General features: G+C 60.8%; 15 protein-coding genes. 4 read left to right on the top strand and 11 right to left on the bottom strand.

The window, feature by feature from the left end; genetic code table 11:
- Positions 1-221: 221 nt before the first annotated feature.
- The 6 genes from V3W40_RS05425 to V3W40_RS05450 all read right to left on the bottom strand — a co-directional run bounded on the left by V3W40_RS05425 (position 222) and on the right by V3W40_RS05450 (position 8391).
- On the bottom strand, positions 222-2747 hold the full coding sequence (locus tag V3W40_RS05425) for an acyl-CoA dehydrogenase (RefSeq protein ID WP_330214587.1): 2526 nt from the start codon (positions 2745-2747) through the stop codon (positions 222-224).
- A 254-nt stretch (positions 2748-3001) separates the two neighbouring features.
- Positions 3002-4456, bottom strand: coding sequence for an outer membrane protein transport protein (locus tag V3W40_RS05430; RefSeq protein ID WP_065927130.1), 1455 nt, complete (start codon positions 4454-4456; stop codon positions 3002-3004).
- A gap of 131 nt (positions 4457-4587) precedes the next feature.
- Entirely contained in the window at positions 4588-5082 is a 495-nt protein-coding gene (gene praB / locus V3W40_RS05435) for an alkane oxidation protein activator PraB (protein WP_027608591.1), read from the bottom strand.
- A gap of 123 nt (positions 5083-5205) precedes the next feature.
- Positions 5206-5700, bottom strand: coding sequence for an alkane oxidation protein activator PraA (gene praA / locus V3W40_RS05440; RefSeq protein WP_027608592.1), 495 nt, complete (start codon positions 5698-5700; stop codon positions 5206-5208).
- Positions 5701-5817: 117 nt separating this feature from the next.
- Positions 5818-7098, bottom strand: coding sequence for an alkane 1-monooxygenase (locus tag V3W40_RS05445; RefSeq protein WP_330214588.1), 1281 nt, complete (start codon positions 7096-7098; stop codon positions 5818-5820).
- Between the two features lie 294 nt (positions 7099-7392).
- A complete protein-coding gene (locus V3W40_RS05450) occupies positions 7393-8391 on the bottom strand; it encodes an alpha/beta fold hydrolase (protein WP_330214589.1) in 999 nt (332 codons plus the stop codon).
- Between the two features lie 275 nt (positions 8392-8666).
- Between V3W40_RS05450 and V3W40_RS05455 the strand changes: the two genes are divergently transcribed.
- Genes V3W40_RS05455 through V3W40_RS05465 form a run of 3 tightly spaced genes read left to right on the top strand, consistent with a single transcriptional unit; the run spans position 8667 to position 11941 of the window.
- Positions 8667-10205, top strand: coding sequence for a flavin-containing monooxygenase (locus V3W40_RS05455; RefSeq protein ID WP_330214590.1), 1539 nt, complete (start codon positions 8667-8669; stop codon positions 10203-10205).
- Positions 10202-11092, top strand: coding sequence for an SDR family NAD(P)-dependent oxidoreductase (locus V3W40_RS05460; RefSeq protein ID WP_330214591.1), 891 nt, complete (start codon positions 10202-10204; stop codon positions 11090-11092). Before V3W40_RS05455 ends, V3W40_RS05460 begins: the two co-directional genes overlap by 4 nt.
- Before the next feature lie 15 nt (positions 11093-11107).
- Positions 11108-11941, top strand: a complete 834-nt coding sequence (locus tag V3W40_RS05465) for a metal-dependent hydrolase (protein ID WP_065927136.1) — start codon at positions 11108-11110, stop codon at positions 11939-11941.
- On the opposite strand, the gene V3W40_RS05470 is transcribed toward V3W40_RS05465, so the two are convergent.
- On the bottom strand, positions 11938-14013 hold the full coding sequence (locus V3W40_RS05470) for an EAL domain-containing protein (RefSeq protein ID WP_330214592.1): 2076 nt from the start codon (positions 14011-14013) through the stop codon (positions 11938-11940). The genes V3W40_RS05465 and V3W40_RS05470 overlap by 4 nt on opposite strands.
- A gap of 287 nt (positions 14014-14300) precedes the next feature.
- On the opposite strand from V3W40_RS05470, the gene V3W40_RS05475 reads away from it, so the two are divergent.
- Complete coding sequence (locus tag V3W40_RS05475) at positions 14301-14630, top strand: DUF6388 family protein (protein ID WP_065927138.1); 330 nt, start codon at positions 14301-14303, stop codon at positions 14628-14630.
- 8 nt (positions 14631-14638) lie between these two features.
- Here the strand turns inward: V3W40_RS05475 and V3W40_RS05480 are convergent, their stop codons facing one another.
- The 4 genes from V3W40_RS05480 to icmH are packed head-to-tail and all read right to left on the bottom strand — an operon-like array spanning position 14639 to position 20453.
- Complete coding sequence (locus tag V3W40_RS05480; protein WP_065927139.1) at positions 14639-15481, bottom strand: serine/threonine-protein kinase; 843 nt, start codon at positions 15479-15481, stop codon at positions 14639-14641.
- On the bottom strand, positions 15478-16194 hold the full coding sequence (locus V3W40_RS05485; protein WP_074848182.1) for a PP2C family protein-serine/threonine phosphatase: 717 nt from the start codon (positions 16192-16194) through the stop codon (positions 15478-15480). Before V3W40_RS05485 ends, V3W40_RS05480 begins: the two co-directional genes overlap by 4 nt.
- A 5-nt stretch (positions 16195-16199) precedes the next feature.
- On the bottom strand, positions 16200-19574 hold the full coding sequence (gene tssM / locus V3W40_RS05490) for a type VI secretion system membrane subunit TssM (RefSeq protein ID WP_330214593.1): 3375 nt from the start codon (positions 19572-19574) through the stop codon (positions 16200-16202).
- Between the two features lie 15 nt (positions 19575-19589).
- On the bottom strand, positions 19590-20453 hold the full coding sequence (gene icmH, locus V3W40_RS05495) for a type IVB secretion system protein IcmH/DotU (protein ID WP_330214594.1): 864 nt from the start codon (positions 20451-20453) through the stop codon (positions 19590-19592).

A 20453-nucleotide genomic window follows, 5' to 3' on the forward strand; every position in this document is an offset into this window, starting at 1 on the left:
ATAGATCCACTCACCACACAAACTTGCCGTGTAAACCCGATCCATGTCGGAGGGGGCAAGCCCTAATGCCAGTCATGTAGGAGCGAGCTTGCTCGCGAAGAAACTCAGGGCCACCACGTTTCTCCAGAATGAACGCGTTGCTTAGACGTTCTTCGCGAGCAAGCTCGCTCCTACATGACTGGCATTGGACCCATCCCTCTCCCACATTGACCGCGTTTGTCCTAGTTGACCGAGGCGTTTTCGCTTTGGCTGCTGCGCCGCTTGGCGACCGGTTCCAACGCCTGCCTGCGCTGCTGCAACGCCTCCAGCAAACCGAAGTCCTGGGGGAAGTCATCCACCTGGATAGCGTGGTCGGCGTATTCCACATAGCGCGCCAGCAAGGCGTCTTCGTCGTCGCTGATCAGGTCCAGCGCCCGCGCCTTGACGCGCCAGGCGGTGAAGGCCGTGGCGGCAATCGGCATCGGTTCGAGCAGGCCTTGCCTGATGGCCGGCTTGAGCCGGGCGTCGATCAGCTCGACTTGCGGCAGCAGGCGGAAGCCCAACTCGCCGTAGGCCAGCTTGTCGATTTCCGGACGCGGAATGTAGGAATTGGCCAGCAGGCGGTCGCGTGTTTCGCCGGGGATCTGCACCACATCGGCCACCTGGGCCAGCAGCTGATCCGAAGGTTTGCGCAACGGAATACCGAACGGGAACGTCAAGCCACGCAGCACCGCCGCCGCCGCTGTGGAGGGGTAGTTGTCCAGCACTTCGGCAAGGGCTTCATGGGCACGCAGCAATGCGTCCTGTGCTGCCCAATGCACCAGCGGCAGGTCTGCCTGGGGCCGGCCGTCGTCCTCGAAGCGCTTGAGCACGCAGGACAGGATGTACAGCTGCGACAGAATATCGCCCAAACGCCCGGTGATACTTTCCTTGCGCTTGAGGGCACCGCCCAGCACGCCCATGGAAATATCCGAGATCAGCGCCAGTACCACCGACAGGCGATTGGCCTGGCGATAGTAGGACGCCAGCGCCGGGTCGGTCTTGGCCGGTACGGAAATCAGGCGCCCGCCGGTCAGGGCATGCACCGCCGCACGTACGGTGTTGGCCAATACAAAGCTCACATGGCCGAACATCGCGCTATCAAAGTCTTCCAGCGCCTGGCGCCGGTCCGGGTTGCGCGCCGCTTCCATTTCGCGGAACACATAGGGATGGCAACGAATCAGGCCCTGGCCAAAGATGATCAGGCAGCGCGTCATGATGTTCGCGCCTTCCACCGTAATGGCGATGGGGCTTTGCTGATAGGCACGGGCCAGGAAGTTATTGGGGCCCATGCAGATGCCCTTGCCGGCGACGATGTCCATGCCGTCGTTGACGATCATCCGCGCGCGTTCGGTGACGTGGTACTTGGCGATGGCCGAGATCACCGAGGGTTTCTCACCGGCATCCAATGAAGCCACCGAGACCTTGCGCACCGCATCGCAGGCATACAGGTGCCCGGCCATGCGCGCCAGCGGCGCCTGCACCCCTTCGAACTTGCCGATGGGCAAGCCGAACTGTTTGCGCATCGCCGCGTAGGCCGTGGTACCACGCACCGCGACCTTGCCCAGGCCGACGTTGGCCGACGGCAGGGAAATGGCGCGGCCGGCGGCCAGGCACTCCATCAACATGCGCCAGCCGTTGCCGACCTGTTCGCGGCCGCCGATCACCCACTCCAGCGGGATGAACACATCCTTGCCGGTGGTCGGGCCGTTCTGGAATACGGCATTGAGCGGCCAGTGCCGGCGACCACTGTTTACGCCGGGATGGGAGGTGGGGATCAGGGCACAGGTGATGCCGAGAGAGCCTTTCGGCCCCAGCAATCCGTCCGGATCTTCCGCGCGAAACGCCAGACCGAGCACCGTGGCGATCGGTCCCAGGGTGATATAGCGCTTGTCCCAGGTCACACGGAAACCCAGTACTTCCTGGCCTTCATGGGTGCCTTTACAGACGATGCCCAGATCGGGAATCGCCCCGGCATCGGAGCCGGCATACGGGCTGGTCAGGGCAAAGCACGGGATGTCTTCGCCCCGGGCCAAACGCGGCAGGTAGTAATTGCGCTGGGCGTCGGTGCCGTAATGCAGCAGCAGTTCGGCCGGGCCCAGGGAGTTGGGCACCATCACCGAAATCGCCGCCGCCGAGCAGCGCGTCGACAGCTTCATCACCACTTGGGAATGGGCGTAGTGGGAGAAGCCTTTGCCGCCGTACTGCTTGGGAATGATCATGCCAAGGAAGCCGGCGTCCTTGGTGTACTGCCAGCCTTCGGGGGACATGTCCTGCCAGACCTGGGTGGTTTCCCAGTCGTTGGCGATATCGCACAAAGTTTCCACTTCATTGTCGAGGAAGGCTTGCTCCTCGGCGCTCAGGCTCGCCGGGGCCGCTTGCAGCAGGCGCTGCCAGTCGGGCTTGCCGCTGAACAGCTCGGCGTCCCACCACACCGTGCCGGACTCGATGGCGGCGCGTTCGGTGTCGGACATCGCCGGCATGATCGTGCGAAACAGATTGAGGGCCTTGCCGGTCAACAGCGCGCGGCGCAGCGGTTTAAGGCTCATCAACAACGCCGGCAATACCACCAGCACGGCCGCGACGGTGGCGCCGAAAGCCGCCACTCCATTGAACAGGTAGCCCGCTGTCAGCCAGATCAGGCCAGCGCCCAACCACAGGATGGCGGCAGCTTGTCGATACGCCAGGGCAATCGCGGCTGCGACACCCACCAATAACCAGATAACCATGGGGATACCTCTACTCGATTCAGGGCGTGGTTTACGTGCGAAAGGTCGGATCGACCTGCGGCGTAAAGCCACACTACAAACTTGGAAAGACAAATTCAAATTTTGTTTTGAAATTTTTATTTAATACCTGGACGAAAAAATAGCGGCTGAATGAATCAGCCTGGAATGCCAATACTCAAGGAACTGTTGACGTGGAATGAGGGTGAAGGCATCAAGATGCGCTTGGTGCCTTTTCCATCACCCTCTATGAAATATCAGAACGCGTAGGTGGCCGACACGCTCACCACATCGCCCGACGACTCCGCCTTGCCATTCAGGCTTGCGCCACCCAGGCGATCGACGTTTTGAGTCTTGAGCTTGACCTCTTGCACGAACTGGTGGGAATAGGCCAAGTCAAGACTGAGGCCCTTGATTGCTTTCACATCGTAACCAGCCCCCAACGACAGGAATGTACGGTCGCCATCCGGGATTCGCGGGTCGCGGGTCGAATTGCGTGTAGGTGTCTGGTCAAGGGCTACACCTGCACGCAAGGTCAACTCATCGGTCAAGCGGTAGTCACCGCCGAGGGAGTACATCCAGGTGTTCTTGTAGTTGTAGGGAATGGACACAATGGTGGTGCCACCGGACTCGAGCGTCAGGTCTTTGAAAGAGGACCACTCAGTCCAGGTCACACTGGCCCCCATCGTGAAGCGATCGTTGAACTGGTGTACCCAGTCCAGGCCGGCCGTGGCAGGAATGTCCAGTTGGACACTGGCATGGGCGCCGTCCGGTGCCAGCTCTAACCCTGGATAAGCGGTATTCACCAACGTACCGCTACCGCCAAACGGACTTGGCTGGGTCATCAGGTTGTAGGAAAACTGATCGGCGTAAATATTATATTTGCCGGTCATCTTGTTCTTGATCTTGGCGTGGTAATTCAAGCCAAGGGTGTCTCGCTCCGTGGGTTTCCAAACAATGCCGGTAAACCAGCCCGCTGAAATGTTGTCGACCTTCACACGCATCAAGGCACTGCCGACATCAGACGGAAAATTGATCCCGCCCAGCACGGAATCGGACACCGCGGCGGCAGACAACAAGTCCACGTTTTGACTGACGAAGCCCTTGCTGTGTTGCACGATCACGCCACCGCCGATAGAAAATTGATCATTCACCTTAAAGGACAGGGATCCGGTCAATCCTACGGTTTCAATTTTGGTGTCCACTGCAAAGTCGCGCAGTTTCGAGTCCTGATCCCAAGTGGAGCGCATACCCTGCGGCACTACCTGGCTCAGGCCGAAAGCGAACCGATCCCCCAGGGGCATGACCATGAAACCGGTTGGCAACCAGGCAGTGAACCCGCCTTGGCCGCCGTCGTTGTTATTCACCGTGGTCGATGCGACGTCGGGAAAACCATTGGCGTCCAAGGGCGTATTGGAAATCGGGTTGCCTGCATAATCAGAGGCGTCACCTTTGTACTTGATCTTGATGCGGGCGTAGTCGACGGTAAATTGCGCCACGTTGTGTTCGACAAACGCCATGGCCGCCGGGTTGTTGTACGCGGAACTGGGATCGTTCTTGAACAACGAGCCACCGGCAAATGCCCGGCCCCAACCGGGTGCGCCGTAGGTCGGTGTTGAAAAACCGCCGGCCTGTGCAGGCGCGTTCACCATCGCCCCGCCTATCAGTGCCAGCCCCAGCAAAACCTGCACGTGTTGTTTCTTATTATTCATGCGGCACTCCTTATTGTTATTTCTCTGAGCCGGCCCCACCGGTTCGTTTTGCTTCCGGCAGTTCACAAACTGGCGCCCGATCGAGGCGCCAGTCTTTCAACAGGTGATCAGCCCGGTGTGTCAGTTACCCATCAAGGCACGATGGTAAATGTCGGGCTTGGGGTAACGCTCAGGCTCACCACGGTGCAGCTGCCGCTCAGGGTCTGGTTGGAGGCGGTCAGTACACCACCGCTGTAGCCCACGGTGATGGTGGACGGACCGCAATTGGACGCCGGATACAGAACCGACGCGGCGATGGTGTAACCAACGTTGCTGACCGAGCCCGCAGCGGCACCGGTGGCGGTCAAGGTCCATGGCAGACCGGTGATTTTCGGCAGCGCACAAAGACCACCGCCGGTCACCGCCACACCGGTGATTTTTGCCACACCGCTGGCATCGACGTTCCCGGTAAAAGTTGCGCCGCAGTTAACAGTGGCCTGGAACGACGATGGCGACTTCACCGAAATGGTGCCTGGCGCAGTGAAGCTCGAGTTCACCGGGGTGATGCTATAGGCATTGGCCATCGACGCAGCACCCATGCAAACAGCCAAAGCAGACAACGATACGAGGGTTTTCAAGCTTTTCATTGTTTTTCCTCACATGTTATGGCGAGTCATTTCGCCAGGGGGTAATGGCCATGAACGAGAGGTCACGGTGAAACTGCAGAACTTCCCTTTCCAGCCAAATTTCAATTCAATTACCGCAGCACGTTACTCAACAACTTTGAAGTTCGGCGGCATCTTGATCGACACCGTCTTGATCTTGCAGTCTTCGCCAATCGGTACATTGGCGGCTTCCAACTTGCCGGTGGCGTTATCCCAGGTGCCATCGGCGGTGGAAGGCCCGCACTTGCCGCCCAGGCCGAAAGCGTGAACATCGACACTGATCTTCGACATGGAACCGCTCCTGGTATCTTTGGCGACCAGGATCCACGGCAAGTTGATGGCTTCGACGCGACTGCACTTGAGGCCGCCGTCGAATTCGACTTTGTCGACATTGACCGAGGAACCGTCCGCAGCGACCTTGCCGGCCACCTTGATGGTGCAATCGGCGCTGATCAGCGCGCCTTTGGAGAAGCTGATCGGGCCCTGGGCGGTAAAGGCGCTGCCCGCCGGTTCGATACGCGCGGCCTGGGCCTGGTGATAAGCGATCAGGCCCAGCACGGCCAATACGATATGGGTGGTGAACTTGGCAGGTGTTTGCATGGTGTACGTCCTTCCCTTTAATTATTGTTGTTCGGGTCAAAGCACTTTCTCGGGGCGATAAAATCCTGCGCGGCAATCAGGCCCCGAGCACACGACAAAACTAAGTGTTACTTCAGATCAAAACGGCTTGGCACTGCCGCTGTACTTCTCCAGGTACTTCAAACGCTGTGAAGGTTGAAGATTGGTGAGGGTGATATCCCCGGCATAATGATTAAGGACTCGATGATCCATGCGCCGCCGCCACAAGTACGGTACATACGCCCAGACAATCATGCTCGCGTAACCATAAGGCAGTTGCGGCGACTCATCGAAGTGGCGCAACGACTGATAACTGCGCGTCGGGTTGGCGTGGTGATCGGAGTGCCGCTGCAGTTGGAACAGAAAGATATTGGTGACAATCCGATTACTGTTCCAGGAGTGCCGAGGCGAACACCGTTCATAACGACCGTTGGGAAACTTCTGGCGTTTAAGGCCGTAGTGCTCCACATAGTTCACCACTTCCAGCAACGAGAAGCCGTAGATGCCCTGGATAACCAGGAACGGAATCACCGCAGCCCCCAGCCAGGCAATCATCGCGCCCCACAACACCACGCTGTACATCCAGGCACTGAGCACAGCGTTTTTCCAATGCCAGGCCGGCAGGCCGAGTTTGCGCAGGCGCTCGCGCTCCAGGTTCCAGGCCGAGTGTGCGCTGAACCACACCGAGCGCGGCAGGAAGGCCCAGAAACTTTCACCCAGCCGCGAGCTGGCCGGGTCTTCCGGCGTGGCGACGCGCACGTGATGGCCACGGTTGTGCTCGGTGTAGAAGTGCCCGTAGAAGGTCGGCGCCAGGGTGACCTTGGCGAGGAACACTTCCAGGGCATTGGGCTTGTGCCCCAGTTCATGGGCCGTGTTGATCGCGATGCCGGTGGCGGCTCCGGTCGACATGGCCATGCCCAGGTAAGTAAACCAGCTTGGTTGGCCATGCAGTTGCGCACGCTCAGTGATGTAACCGGCGGCGTGGGCCAGCCAGCTGGAAGGCTCAAGGTTGGCGGTGGCGTGCAGCAGGCCGCCGCGGATGATCCAGTCGATGCCGCCGGCGGCCAGCCATCCGGTAATCACCACCGACGCGATGACGAACAGCACGCCGGTGTAGACGATCCAACGGTAATAACTTTGGGATTCAAGGTGGTTGACGGCGGATTCGGGCGGGTTGCTGATGTCTTCGCCGAGCAGCCCGTCGATCAGGGGGATCAGGCCAAAGATCACCAGTACACCGACCCACCACAGTTGCTGGATGCCAGTGGCAATGGCGAGTGCGCCGGACAACAGAGGAGTGGCCAATGGCATGATGCCCAACCACCACAGGTGGCGCTTGCCGTCGGTCCAAATGCTTGGCGCTGCCAGAGTCTGGTTCATGGCAGCCTCCTTGGCAGGCAGGCGGTAAACAGGTTCAGGGAGCGCTGGATGCTCCGGGAAATCAACCATGCGATAAAAGACGTTTTTTTCATTTTTATTCGCTCTTAGGCATTTCAAAAATCATTTCAAAATAAATATTGAAATATTTTTTTAAATAAATAGCGCGGAATCGTTAGGTCGTCAACTACTTTTTCGAGGCCTTTTTTACGTGACTGGACAGTCTGTTTTTCAGCTGTTTGGTCAGGTCTCTAGGGCAGGCATTTGCGACGTTCGACCCGGCGATGAGGGCCACGATTATTTGTTCGCCAAGGCAAAGGGCGGATGCAGGACCGTGGCCGTTTCCACCGGGCGCACGCGCTTGGCCACGTGCAGCACGGCCTCGACCACCCGCGCCGTGGCGGTGATCGGCAGCATGTGGCCGCGCCCTTCCACCACTTGCAGCTTGAGGCCGGGCACTTTATCGGCGAGGGCCTGGCCATGCCGGCGGAAGTCCAGCACCTTGTCCTGCGCGCCATAGATCAGGCCGATGGGCAGGGCCAGTTGGGGGTAGCGCTTGACCATCCCGGGCAGGCAGTCGTTGACCAGCGCAATCTCGCTGGAGGCGGCGTAAAAGTTGTCGGGGCGCATACCCAGCAAGCCGCCGCCCCGGGTGGCGAAATCCTCGGGAGCGGCGTCCGGCGCAAACACGCCCTTGACCACCGAACGTCGAGTCAACAGGCCCATGGGCACGGTGAGGGTATTGGCCACAAAACGTCGCAACCACGCCGGTCGCACCGCGAGCGACCAGAACACCAGCGGCAACCTGGGTTGGGGATGGGTCAACGGTGCCACCAGCACCAGGCCCGATACAGCCTCAGGATGATCGAGGGCCAAGGCCAGGGAAATCGCGCCGCCGAGGGAATGCCCGAGCACCAAGGGTTTGTCCAGGCCAAGCTGGTTGATGAAGACCGCGACTTGCCGCGCCTGGGCCGGCAAGTCCGCAGCGGTACCTTTATGCCGCGTGGAATACCCCGACCCGGGACGGTCGAGGGTGATCACCCGAAAGTGCTCACGCAACTGGCGGGACAAGGCATAGGTCAGGTTGCGACTGCTGCCCATCAGCCCGTGAATCATCACCAGGGGCGGGCCCTCGCCCTCTTCCACATAATGAAAGCGCTCGCCATTCACCTCCACGAAGCGCCCGTTGATCGGAACAGCGGCTTCGATGCGCCGTGTCATCCAGGCGCTGAAACCCCATAGCACCGCACTTGCCCCCACCAGCACACCTGCAGCAGTCACCCATTGCACAGCCATAGCTCGTCCTCGGCTTCCCTGTGACCGGCGACCTGACCGGAATTGATCAAGGCCTCGGCCAACGTCCACACCCTGGACCTGAACGGCGTGCGTACCACGCTCGTCCGTCGGACAAGTCGCACATAAGGCACAAGGTCCTAGCGTAGGCGCTATTTTCAGGTAGATTATTTAAAATCTTTTTTAAAATAATTAATTCAATTTTTCTTTGCAATGGTGTTCTATCTAAAAGACACAACAAAAACAGGAGCACATCCGATGCCCATGAAGGACCGCCTATGAATGCCCACAGTGATTCCATCGACATCGCCATCATCGGTTCGGGTTTTGCCGGCCTGTGCATGGCCATCAAACTCAAGGAAGCGGGGCTCACCGACTTCTTTATCGCCGAGCAGGCCGACACCCTCGGCGGCACCTGGCGGGACAATCACTACCCCGGTTGCGCCTGCGATGTGCAGTCCCACGTGTATTCGTTTTCCTTTGCACCCAACCCGGACTGGACTCGGCAGTTCGCGCCGCAAGCGGAAATCCGCGCCTACCTGGAAGACTGCGCGGTGCGCTTCGGATTGGCGCCCTACCTGCGTTTCGGCATGGGCCTAAAGCGCGCGGTGTTCGATGAACAGCTACAACGCTGGCAGTTGAGTTTCAGCGATGGCCGCCACGTCAGTGCGCGGGTGCTGGTGTCGGGCATGGGCGCCCTGGCACGCCCGGCGCTGCCGGAGATTCCGGGGCTGAAAACCTTCAAGGGCAAGCGCTTCCACTCCCAGCAGTGGGATCACGCATACGCCTTGAAGGGCAAGCGCGTGGCGGTGATCGGCACAGGGGCCAGTGCCATCCAGTTCGTGCCGCAGATTGCGCCGCAGGTGGCGCACCTGGATCTGTTCCAGCGCACTCCACCGTGGATCATGCCCAAGCCCGACCGCGGGATTTCAGCGTTCGAACGCTGGCTGTTCAAGCACCTGCCTGTTACCCAGCGCCTGGTGCGTGGCGCCTTCTACTGGGCACTGGAAGGCCGTGTGCTGGGCTTTGCGTTGCATCCACGGCTGATGAAAATGGTGCAGAAAGTCGCCCTGCGCCACCTTCGCAAACAAGTGGCGCGCCCTTCCCTGCGCAAGACCCTGACGCCGGACTACACCATCGGCTGCAAGCGTGTGCTGATCTCCAATGACTACTACCCGGCGCTGTCGCGCAGCAATGTCGAGGTGGTGACCGACAAAATCCTGCGCATCGAAGCCGACGGTGTGATCACCGCCGACGGTATCAAGCACCCGGCCGACTGCCTGATTTTCGGCACCGGCTTCCAGGCCACTGACCCGCTGCCCCGGGACTGCATCATCGGTCGCGACGGTGTGGACCTGATGGACACCTGGCGCGACGGTGCACACGCCTATAAGGGCACCACGGTGCCGGGCTATCCCAACCTGTTTCTGATCATCGGGCCCAACACCGGCCTGGGCCATAACTCGATGATCCTGATGATCGAGGCGCAGGTGACCTACATCCTCGACGCGCTCAGGCAGATGCAGCGCCATCGCATCGCCACGGTGGACGTCAAACCGATGGTGGAACAGGCCTACAACCGTCAATTGCAAGACCAACTCAAGCGCACCATCTGGAACACCGGCGGTTGCCAGAGCTGGTACCTGGACCCACGTACCGGCAAGAACACCACCCTGTGGCCCGCTTCGACATGGCGCTTCAAGCGGGTCACCCGGCAGTTCGCACTCAAGGACTATGCGGTCGACCTGTTGCCCCTCACTGCGCCGCCCCGTCCGGCCACCGCGCCCCACTCCACGGCAGAAGGCAGCCTCTCATGAAGTCATTCAACGGCCGCGTGGCGGCGATTACCGGCGCGGCATCCGGCATGGGTCGCGCATTGACCCTGGCACTCGCGCGCGAAGGTTGCCACCTGGCACTGGCGGACAAAAACGCCCAAGGCCTGGAGCAGACCCTGGCACTGATCAAGACCTCAACCCTGGCGCCGGTGACGATTACCACCCAGGTCCTGGATGTGGCCGACCGCCAGGCCATGGAGGCTTGGGCGGCGCGCTGCGTGGCCGAGCATGGCCAGGTCAACCTGGTGTTCAACAACGCCGGCGTGGCCCTGTCGAGTACGGTCGAAGGCGTGGACTACGCCGACCTGGAGTGGATCGTCGGCATCAACTTCTGGGGCGTGGTCCACGGCACCAAGGCGTTCCTGCCGCACCTCAAGGCCAGCGGCGACGGCCATGTGATCAACACGTCCAGCGTGTTCGGCCTGTTTGCCCAGCCCGGCATGAGCGGTTACAACGCGAGCAAATTCGCCGTGCGCGGCTTTACCGAAGCCCTGCGCCAGGAGCTGGACCTGCAACGCTGCGGCGTCTCGGCCACCTGCGTGCACCCCGGCGGCATCCGCACCGATATCTGTCGCAGCAGCCGCATCGACGCGAACATGACCGGCTTCCTGATCCACAGCGAACAGCAGGCCCGCGCCGACTTCGAAAAACTCTTCATCACCGATGCCGACCAGGCCGCCAAGGTGATCCTGCAAGGCGTCCGCAAAAACAAGCGTCGCGTGCTGATAGGCCGCGACGCGTATTTCCTCGACCTGCTCGCCCGTTGCCTGCCGGCGGCCTATCAAGCGCTGGTGGTGCTGGCCAGCAAGCGCATGGCCCCCAAGCAACGCAGGCCAGTGTTTGAAACCAACGACGAGCCCCGTCTCTGAACAGGAGCACGAATCATGTTGCCGATCCGCCGCGACCTCCATTTTGCCCTGCCCGCCGAACGCATCACCGACTGGCACGAACAGGGCCCGTTCATCACGCATTTCTTCAATGCCTTGTCGCTGCTGTTCCCCCAGGGCGAACTGTTTTTCATGGACAGCGTGCGTCACTACCGCCAACGCGTCGACGATCCGGCGCTAAAGAAACAGATCCAGGGATTTATCGGCCAGGAGGCCATGCACAGCCGCGAACATGTGGCCTATAACGACCTGATGCAAGCAGCCGGGCTTCCGGCGCACACCCTGGACCGTCGGCTTAAATTCATTCTCGATCTGCAGAAGAAACACTTCGCACCGTCGTTCAACCTGGCGATCACCATTGCCCTTGAGCACTACACGGCGATGCTCGCGGAAATCCTCCTGAGTGACCCGTCGCGCTTTGGCGATTCGCTCAAGGGCTACCAGCAGATGTGGTATTGGCACGCCCTGGAAGAGACCGAACACAAGGCCGTGGCCTTTGATGTGTGGAACACGGTGATCAAACCCGGGCCCAAGCGTTACCTGCTGCGCACCGGAACCATGCTGACAACTACGGTGTTTTTCTGGCTGGTGGTGCTGGATTTTCATGTGCGGCTGTTGATTGCCGACCGCAAGGCGGGTGGGCACCTCAAAGGCTTCTGGCGCATGTTGAAATTTCTTTATGGCCCCAAGGGCGTCTTCCCACGCATGCTGCGGCCGTGGTTGCACTACTTCAAACCCGGCTTTCACCCCTGGGATCACGACAACCGTGCACGCCTGGCGGGTATCGATCGCTTGGTCGAGGAGATCGAACAAACCCAACGCGGCTACTAGACCTGCGCCATGGCCGCACGCTGGCGCACAAAGCTTTCCAACTGGTCCCCCGGCAGTGCCTTGCTGAAATACCAGCCCTGGATAATCAGCTCGGCGCCGGTGTTCAAGAAGGCCAACTGCTCGGCGGTCTCAACGCCCTCCACCACCACGCCCAGGTTCAGCGCTTCGCAGAAACGCAGCATGCCGGTCAGGACCTGGGCGCCCTTGGGATCGTGCTGCGCCACCACAAAACTGCGATCGATCTTGATGAAGTCCACCGGGAACTGGTGCAGGTAACTCAAGGCCGAAAACCCGGTGCCGAAATCATCGATATAGACCTTGGCGCCGATGCCCTGCAGTTTCTGGATGTTCTGGCGCGTGGCAGGGATATCGCTGACCAGCGCGTCTTCGGTGATCTCCACCGATACCTGGCCATGGGCCTGGGCGAGGATCTCCACCAGGCGCTCGCCGTGGGCGGCGTCGGTCAGGGTGGCGCTGGAAATATTGATGGTCATCGGCAGGGTAAAGCCGAGTTTCTGCCATTTCTGGTATTGGCGAATCGCCTGGGATGCCACCCACATATCCACGTCCGGCATCAACCGCGCCTGGGCCAGCCATTGCAGGAACTCCCACGGTGAATGCACCGTACCCTGGGCATCGCGGGCGCGCATCAGCGCTTCGCAGCCAGTACACAGCCCGGTGCGGGTCGAGACCTGGGGCTGGTATTCAAGATAGAACTCATAATCGCTGATCTGCTGGATGCGATTCAGTTCATTGGCCTGGCGCGCCAGGGCCTTGTGGGAAGCCAGGACCGGGTCCAGTTCGCGCAGCCGGCCTTTTTCTTCCAGGCCGCGGAAGGTCATGTCCAGGGACTTGAGGTACACCGTGCCACCTTCGGCAGCCTGGCGATGAATCGCGCGCACATAGGGTGCATACACCAGCGTGCCCAGGCCCAGGAGCGTCACTTGCAGCGCGACTGCCGCCAGGTCGCCATGAGTACTCAGGTAGGCATTGAGCAACACCGGTGCGGTAAACGGGACGCTGGCCACCGCCGGGGATACCCAGCCCAGTTGCACCACGGTAAGCGCCACCGTTGCGTTCAGCGCAGGCACCAGTAGAAACGGAATGAACAGACGCGGGTTGAGGATGATCGGCAGGCCGAACAGCAGGACTTCACTGACGTTGAACAGCGAGAGCGGCAAACTCGCCACGGCCACCAGGCGCATGGACTGGCTCTTGGAAAACAGCAGGATTGCGATCAACAAACACAACGCACCGCCCGAACCACCGATAAAGGCAAAGCTGCCCAACAGGCCGCCGTTCAGCACATATCTGATTGGCTCGCCCGCTGCCAACGCGGCGCCGTTGAGCGCCACGGCCTGGTCCAGCACATCAAACAGCGGTTGCATGGCATAGACGCCGTGAACCCCGAAAAACCACAACAGCGAGTTCATCAGGGTGACAAACAAACCGCTGCCGTAGGGCGATTCCAGCGCATCGAGCACCTGGGGGCCCTGCAACTGCGCCACATAGGGTATCTGCAACAACAAGGACAGCGCTGCCACCAGCGCCAGGGCGGTAATGGCCCCTGGCACCACCATATTGATCGTGCCTCGCAGGTTGTGCCCCACCAGGTCTTCGTTGACCAGGCGCGTCCAGCGAAAACGGTGCAGCCAGGCCAAGGCCGGTACATTCAGCAGCGGCGAGGCAATAGCAATAAACAGCAGGAAGGTGGCCGATGCCCGGGGATATTCCCGCAGGATAAACGTCGCCAAGACCACATGGGCCAGGCACAGGAACGCCACCGGCAATTGCGGCAGGCGGTGCTGGATCGCCAGCATGTAGCCAATGGAGGCGGCCACCAGCCACGGGATCACCGAACTGATCTGATTGTGCAACCCCGCCAGGAAGCTCACCACCTGCGGGCTGCCGCCCAACACCCGAGCGCATTCGGACAGGATCAGAAAGGCCGCCGACACCAGCAGGCACGGCAAGATCCACAGCAGCCCTTCGCGGATCGCTCGCAACGAATCGGCACTGGCCAAAGCGGCCAGGCGCTGGGTAAAGAAAAGTTTGAACAGCGTTTGCGCCATGACCCATCCCTCTGCCCATCGCCCGCTGCCCTTGGAAAGCAGGGTCGGAAGCACCGGGGCTAACGCTACACGTCCTGGCACCGGGAGCGAAAGTCCTTTGCCATGGGTATCGGTGAATTTCCAGCAATGAGTGACAGTCAAAGCCGGGCATCTCCAATAATTTAATTTTCTGATCTGGACCGGTCCTGGAATCTGCTTCAATACCCGTTATCCGTGTTGCTTATGCACACACGGCTTGCCTCGCGCCAGAAACCGAGGCCTGGTCCCACCTGATTTGGAGCACGCCCTTGTCACCTCCCGGCGATAACCACCAGCTCGCGCTGGATCGATTCCTGAACGAACATCCCGATGTGGCTGCCGAACTGAACACCCTGAACCCACTGGCCGCTCAGGCCAAGGGTGAAACCCTGGCACAGTACCGCGCCGAACGGCTGCATGAAGCCTTCGAGGCAGAAGCAGAACGCCAGGGTTTGTTTGCCTGGGAGCTGACCCTCAGGCTGACCAGCCAGTCCCCTGCTGACTTCGAGGCGCGGCGCCTGGAAGTCCACAAGGAAGTTGCCCAGATGGCCGGCTTGAGTTGGACCGAATACTGCCAACTGCATGATTTGGCTGATTGACACGCCCACTACACAAACCAGTAGCGCCGTCGTCTATTCATCGCTTCGCACAACTCCTCGACGGCAATGGTTCGGCACTCAGGGTCCAGGGCCAGCGCAGAACGCAATGCCGGCCAACACCGCCGAGGCAATTGCCGAGGCCTGGACAATGGCTGATCCGACTGATGCTCGCCGGGGCGCCGTCCCTGGGCGAGCTCATAGATTACGCAGGCGGCGCCATACAAGTCGGCCCGGGCGGAGATGTTTCCCCCGGCCACCAGTTCCGGCGCCGCATACCCGGGCGTCCAAGCCTTAAAGCGACTGCGACTCAAGGTGGGCAGCCCCGCGGCCTGCTCCGCCTCGGCATGGCCCAGGCCGAAATCGAACAGCCGCACTCCCTGCTCGCCCAGCATGATATTGGCCGGTTTCACATCGCCATGCAGAACGCCCTGCCTGTGGGCATAAGCCAGTGCATCCAACAGTTGCAGGGCGATGGGTTGCAACTCCCGCCACGGCAATCCATACGGGCACTCCGAGAGGATGCGGTCAAGGGTCCTGCCCTGCAGCAATTCCATGGTGAAGAACGCAACCTGACGCGGAGTATCGACCTCGAAAGCGTACGTTCTGACCACGTGATCGTGCCGCAGGCTCCGGGTCAGGGCAAACTCGCTGTACAGCAATACATGGCCGTCGGAAGATTCGGCAAGCGTATCGCCCAACAACTTGAGAGCCACCCACGCGTTGGGCTCGCCGAACGCCTCGTGCAGCATATCCCGGGCTCGGTAGACCACTCCCATGCCACCGCTGCCCAATAGCCGATCCAGCTGATAGCGCCCCGCAAGCAGTTTCGGCGGGCCGGCGACCTCGCTCATGGCTGGACTACCACGGCCGTCAGGTCATCCTGGGCCGCCCCCCGTAGCACGTCGGAAAACAACCGATCCACTACCTGGCGGGGCGGCCCCACACTCAGGGCGCTGCCCAACTCGCCATGGCTGAGCCCCTGATACAAACCATCGCTGCACAATAAAAACACATCCCCAGGTTGGGTAATGAACTCCAGCACCGCCAGGCTCAATGGCTGCCGACCACCAATGGCACGGGTCAGCGCCCTGGCATCCGGATGCGCCAGGGCCTGTTCCAGGCTCAACTGCTGCTTGTCCATCAGTTGCTGCCACAGGGAATGGTCCCGCGACAGTTGGTACAAACGTCGTCCCCGCCAAAGATAGCAACGGCTGTCCCCGACCCAGATGCAGGCTGCGCGATTACCCTCCAGCAGCAACGCAACCACGGTGCTGCCCATGATGCCGTGGGCAGCTTGTTCCGTCGTGGCTTGCCCCATTTGACGGTCGAGCCATCGCAAGCAGCGTCGTATGGCATCGATCCGTTCGTCAAAGCTGCCTTGGTCGGGCAACGAAGCCAGGCTGCTGATGACCCAGTGGCTGGCCAAATCCCCAGCCAGATGCCCACCCATTCCGTCCGCTACCGCCCAACAACCGCGCCGGGGGCAGTCGAGGAACGCATCCTCATTGCGCGCGCGTGTCTTGCCTCGCGCCGTTCGCCCGGCGCTGCACCCATCGGCATGCACATGCCTCACAGTTGCTCCGGCAAACGGAAGGTGCGCCAGTTCGCCATCTGAAAAGGACCAGGGTTGCGATGGCTGTTGAGCAGGAAGGTGGCACGCGTGCCAGCGAGCTCAGCCTTGAGCAGCCGAGAACCCCGGCCACTCCCAGGCTCACTTTGCATCAGCTCGAAAAACCGGAACAACGACCAGGGACCAGCGTTTTTTTCCATACCCAGCGGCCGCTCCGCCCCCCGCTCCAGCACCAGGCTGCTACGGCCATCGTCCGCCTCGCCTGGCCACTGGAAAGCCATGGGCACGATCGGGCCATGGCGGTATTCAAGGTGTTGATCACCAATGCTCAGGATCGCTCGGCTAACCGCCTGGTCCAGGCTATAGGGGGCCAGCGTGAAGCGAACCGCCCACTCCCCCTGGTCCTCAGTAAAAAACCCCTGGCGAATCACCTGGGCCTTCGTCAGCTGGTCCAGCAATGAGCGCGACAGCGCCAGGCTACGGCCATCCAGGCCGCGTAGACGATAGCGACCGGACTCGGCACTGACAAAGGCCCGCAGGTAGCTTTCATAAAAGCGCGCCATGCCACCCCGCGGCTTGAAAAAGTCCTGGAAATCGCCAAGGGCAACATCACTCTCGGACCGTGGGTTGAATGGGTACCGACGCTGGATCGCCTTGGCGTAAAAGCCATAGACCTCACTTTGGTAACGCTGATTTATATACACATAGGCATCATCGAGCAGCAGCCGCCAACTGTCATCGGCAATGCCTTCAAACCACCCCTTGACCGGCAACGGCAGGCGCCCGGCAGCATCCCGCAGATTCCCCAGCAATGGCTGCTGCCCTTCCATTCGTTGCCTGGCCATCATGAATGCCGCCTGCCCTGGGGTAGCTTCGCGGTTAAGGGCCGCCAGTTGCAGATGCCATTCATCGAGCAGCCGCAACGCCTGCGTCAGTTCAGCTCCAGGGTTCTGATCCGCGTCCAGCAATTGGTGCAGGTGCTCGAACCGACGCTGCAGTGCACGCCGGGCAGAATCAGGCTTTGCCTGCCCATGCAACGGGCTGGACAACACGCTGGAAGCGCTGGTCTCGAGCTCGCCGGCGGGCGGGCTCAAGGCCTCAAGGGGGTCGTTGGTCGACAGCAGGCGTGTGTTTTCCCGAACCTGTCGCAACAGCTGCACCAACGGCGACTGCGCTGACGCCAGGCTGGCAAGCCCGTCAGCATGCTGGCTCAGGCTGTCACTTTCCTGCAGGCGCACCTGGCCGATGGCTTGGCTCCAGGTGTCGGCGTACTCACTGAAATAACGCTGCTCGAGCTCCAGCATCAATTGGCGCAAATCCAGGCTGCTGAGGTCTGCGTCCTCCCCAAGTACCCAGTTGTCCTGAGCAATGGCATTCACCAGCCGAGAGCCCTGCCTTTCGAAATACTGCACATACCGCCGGGTATAGAAGCCGGGGATGGGCTGCTCGATCGCTGCGAACCCCCTCCCCTCGGCCAGGCGCAAGGGCTCAAGGTCACGCGCCTGGTCACGCAGCGCCCGATAGACCACGCCCGCCAACGATTCGCCGCGCAATTCCTGGCGGGCCTCGGCGACCAGCTCAACGTTCAAGGGCATCGCAAAGGGGCGCTCAAGCAGCCGTGCAAAATGTGCATTCAATCGTTTCTGCACCGAAGCATCACCGGCATAGCGCACAGCCCAATGAACGGCCACGCGTTGCGCCAGCCAAACCTTATCGCGCCGCTCGCGAAGACTGAGCATCAGGTAAGCCCGCAGGATGTCCAAAAGCCCCTCGCGGTCGCCAAGGCTGGCCCGTACCTGTTCTTCAAGCATCGTAGATACCAGCGGCAACAACTGCTGGTGCAGCAAGTCTTCATAGGCACTGACCAACAGTGGCCGACTCGCCTCCCCTTGATACAAGCCGCCCCGCTCCACCGCACGGGCATCCGCCAACGCTGGAAACACTTGGGTCGCAGCCAGGCGGTCGTCCAGCACACGCAGGAGCACCAGGGTATCGTCCAGACCGGGTGACGCGGGCGGCTGTGGCTTGAGCAGTTGCGCCAGTTGCACCAGCCGCTGGTGATTGATCGAATAACTGTGTGCCCACAGCCACCCCGCCGCGACAATGACCACGGAGGCGGCCAACGCCAGCAACCCTTGGTGTCGACGGATACGCTGTCGTTCCGGAGTCTGCAGCCCGGCGAGATTGGCCTCGGCAAAAATCACCCGGTTGAACAGGCCCTGGACGAAGTAGGAACGCCTGTCGGCAGTCTGCGCACTCGTCAGGTAAAAGCCACGCAATCCGTTAATACGCTGAAAGCGATGAGAGGAGAACGCAGACTCCACAAACAGGCACAAACGTTCACCGATTTGCGCAGCCTGCCGAGGAAAATCGAGCATCAGCCCGCGACGTTCGATATCGCGTTCCTGATGCAAACGCGCAATCAGCTCTGCTCCAAGGCGTTGCAGAAACGCCTCAAACGCTTCGCGAACCTGGGTGATCGCGGTACCGGCCGGACCTGTTGCCACGGGTTCTCCGAGCAGGGCTTCGGCGCCGTCGCCCTGGGACGCATCAAAGAATTCGACAAAGCCCGGCAACCGGTCAGCCTGGGTCAATACCAGATAGATCGGCACATCCACATGCAGCATCTGCTGTACGTCCTGCAACCGGGTGTGCACGTGGCGCGCATACAGGTCCAGGTCGCGATCATTGCTGCCAAGCAGCGTCTCCACCGCCAGCGTCACCACCACGCCATTGAGCGGGCGAACCCTGCGCCGCAATCTGAGCTGGCCCAGAAACGTCGCCCAGCCGGCCCCATCCACGGCACTGTCGGGTTGGGCCAGGTAGCGCCCTGCACTCTCGACAAGGACAGCTTCGTCGGCGAGATACCAATCAAAATACTGGGTTGCGCCCGGTGCCATCGCTTCCTCCCGATCCAGTGGGAACTGCGATCCGCAGGCGGCCAGCAGACAGGTTCTGCCGCTGCCCTGCTGGCCGAGCAACAGATACCACGGCAAGTCGTTGCGCCAGCGCTCATTGCGCTCGCCATAACGACGGGAGGTTTTCAGTGTGTGCAACGCCTCCTTGAAACGGCCCCGCACCTGCCTCCGCTCTTCGTCAATCAACCCCTTGCGTTGGTGGCGCTCCTGGTGCTCGCGCCGATTCAATCGTGCGGTACGGCGTGAGTCGACCATGACCATCGCTAACCCCCACAGCAGGAATAACCCGCTTATGGTCAACAGACGAGCTGGGGCGCCCTGCCAGAAACGGTGGTCGTCCACCGCCAGCAATGGCCCGAAAAACCACACCAGCAACGCGCTGGCGAACACCACAAACAGGCTCCAGACCCAAGTCTTGCGCAGCGCCGTGCCCACGCCCTTGAAGAATGCGTTCATTCATTGCTCCCAGCGTTACAACGGCGACCGTGTCTGATCCGACGCCAAAGATTGAAAAGGTTGCAGCACCGCCATGCGTTCATTGCCCAATGCCCAGGCAAAGCCCAGGTACATGGCCAGCAAACAGGCGAGCGTGAAGACGACGACCCCGGCAGGGGAAAAGATGCGCAGCCCGGCACCCGGTGCCTGTGCTGCGGCAGCGGGTACAGGCATCGGCGGGCGCTCACCGCGCACATGCCGGATCTGTCGATACAAGCCATCTCGTACCGCTTCCAACTGCGGCCCGCCCCGCTCCATGACGCGGTATTTACCTTCAAACCCCAGTGACAGGCACAGGTACATCAACTCCAGCATTGCCAGGTGCTTGACGGGGTCGCGGGATAAGCGCTCCAGCAGTTGGAAGAATTTTTCGCCACCGAAGGTTTCGTTGTGAAAGCGGCTCAACAGGCTGGATTTCGACCAGTCACTGCGACTGCCCCACGGGGTAGTGACCACGGCTTCGTCAATAACGCTGCACAGCACATAGCGCGCCGACATGACCTGCCTGTCCTCTGCACCCTGGTGCAAGGCATACGCTTCAAACGCCGTGATCCCCGACGACAACCGATCATTGAGGGCCTGCAAGCTTTCCCGGCCGGAACTGCGCTTGAGTCGAACGACCTGCGACAGGAGTTCCCAGGCGGCGGCCACCAGGACGTTGGGCCCGATCTTGAAACTCTGTGCCCCTTGCAGGCTGGCGGTGTAGATCATCCGGTCTTCCAACCGTTCGAAGCGCGGTGGCGATGGGAAGTCCGTCACCGGCGTCCCTGCGGGCGCGCGACCATCGAGGTCAAGCAGGATAGTTTTTTCGTCCTGCGGGTATTCGCTGTCCATTGTCAT

Source organism: Pseudomonas sp. AM8 (genome assembly GCF_036346475.1).
GTDB classification, from domain to species: Bacteria; Pseudomonadota; Gammaproteobacteria; order Pseudomonadales; family Pseudomonadaceae; genus Aquipseudomonas; species Aquipseudomonas marginalis.

Excerpts from the sequence above, each read along its gene's own strand:
- tssM (WP_330214593.1), bottom strand. The coding sequence starts at position 19,574 with ATGAACGCATTCTTCAAGGGCGTGGGCACGGCGCTGCGCAAGACTTGG.
- V3W40_RS05455 (WP_330214590.1), top strand. The coding sequence starts at position 8,667 with ATGAATGCCCACAGTGATTCCATCGACATCGCCATCATCGGTTCGGGT.
- V3W40_RS05470 (WP_330214592.1), bottom strand. The coding sequence starts at position 14,013 with ATGGCGCAAACGCTGTTCAAACTTTTCTTTACCCAGCGCCTGGCCGCT.
- praA (WP_027608592.1), bottom strand. The coding sequence starts at position 5,700 with ATGCAAACACCTGCCAAGTTCACCACCCATATCGTATTGGCCGTGCTG.
- V3W40_RS05450 (WP_330214589.1), bottom strand. The coding sequence starts at position 8,391 with ATGGCTGTGCAATGGGTGACTGCTGCAGGTGTGCTGGTGGGGGCAAGT.
- V3W40_RS05465 (WP_065927136.1), top strand. The coding sequence starts at position 11,108 with ATGTTGCCGATCCGCCGCGACCTCCATTTTGCCCTGCCCGCCGAACGC.
- V3W40_RS05425 (WP_330214587.1), bottom strand. The coding sequence starts at position 2,747 with ATGGTTATCTGGTTATTGGTGGGTGTCGCAGCCGCGATTGCCCTGGCG.
- V3W40_RS05445 (WP_330214588.1), bottom strand. The coding sequence starts at position 7,098 with ATGAACCAGACTCTGGCAGCGCCAAGCATTTGGACCGACGGCAAGCGC.
- V3W40_RS05430 (WP_065927130.1), bottom strand. The coding sequence starts at position 4,456 with ATGAATAATAAGAAACAACACGTGCAGGTTTTGCTGGGGCTGGCACTG.
- icmH (WP_330214594.1), bottom strand. The coding sequence starts at position 20,453 with ATGACAATGGACAGCGAATACCCGCAGGACGAAAAAACTATCCTGCTT.
- V3W40_RS05460 (WP_330214591.1), top strand. The coding sequence starts at position 10,202 with ATGAAGTCATTCAACGGCCGCGTGGCGGCGATTACCGGCGCGGCATCC.
- V3W40_RS05480 (WP_065927139.1), bottom strand. The coding sequence starts at position 15,481 with ATGAGCGAGGTCGCCGGCCCGCCGAAACTGCTTGCGGGGCGCTATCAG.
- praB (WP_027608591.1), bottom strand. The coding sequence starts at position 5,082 with ATGAAAAGCTTGAAAACCCTCGTATCGTTGTCTGCTTTGGCTGTTTGC.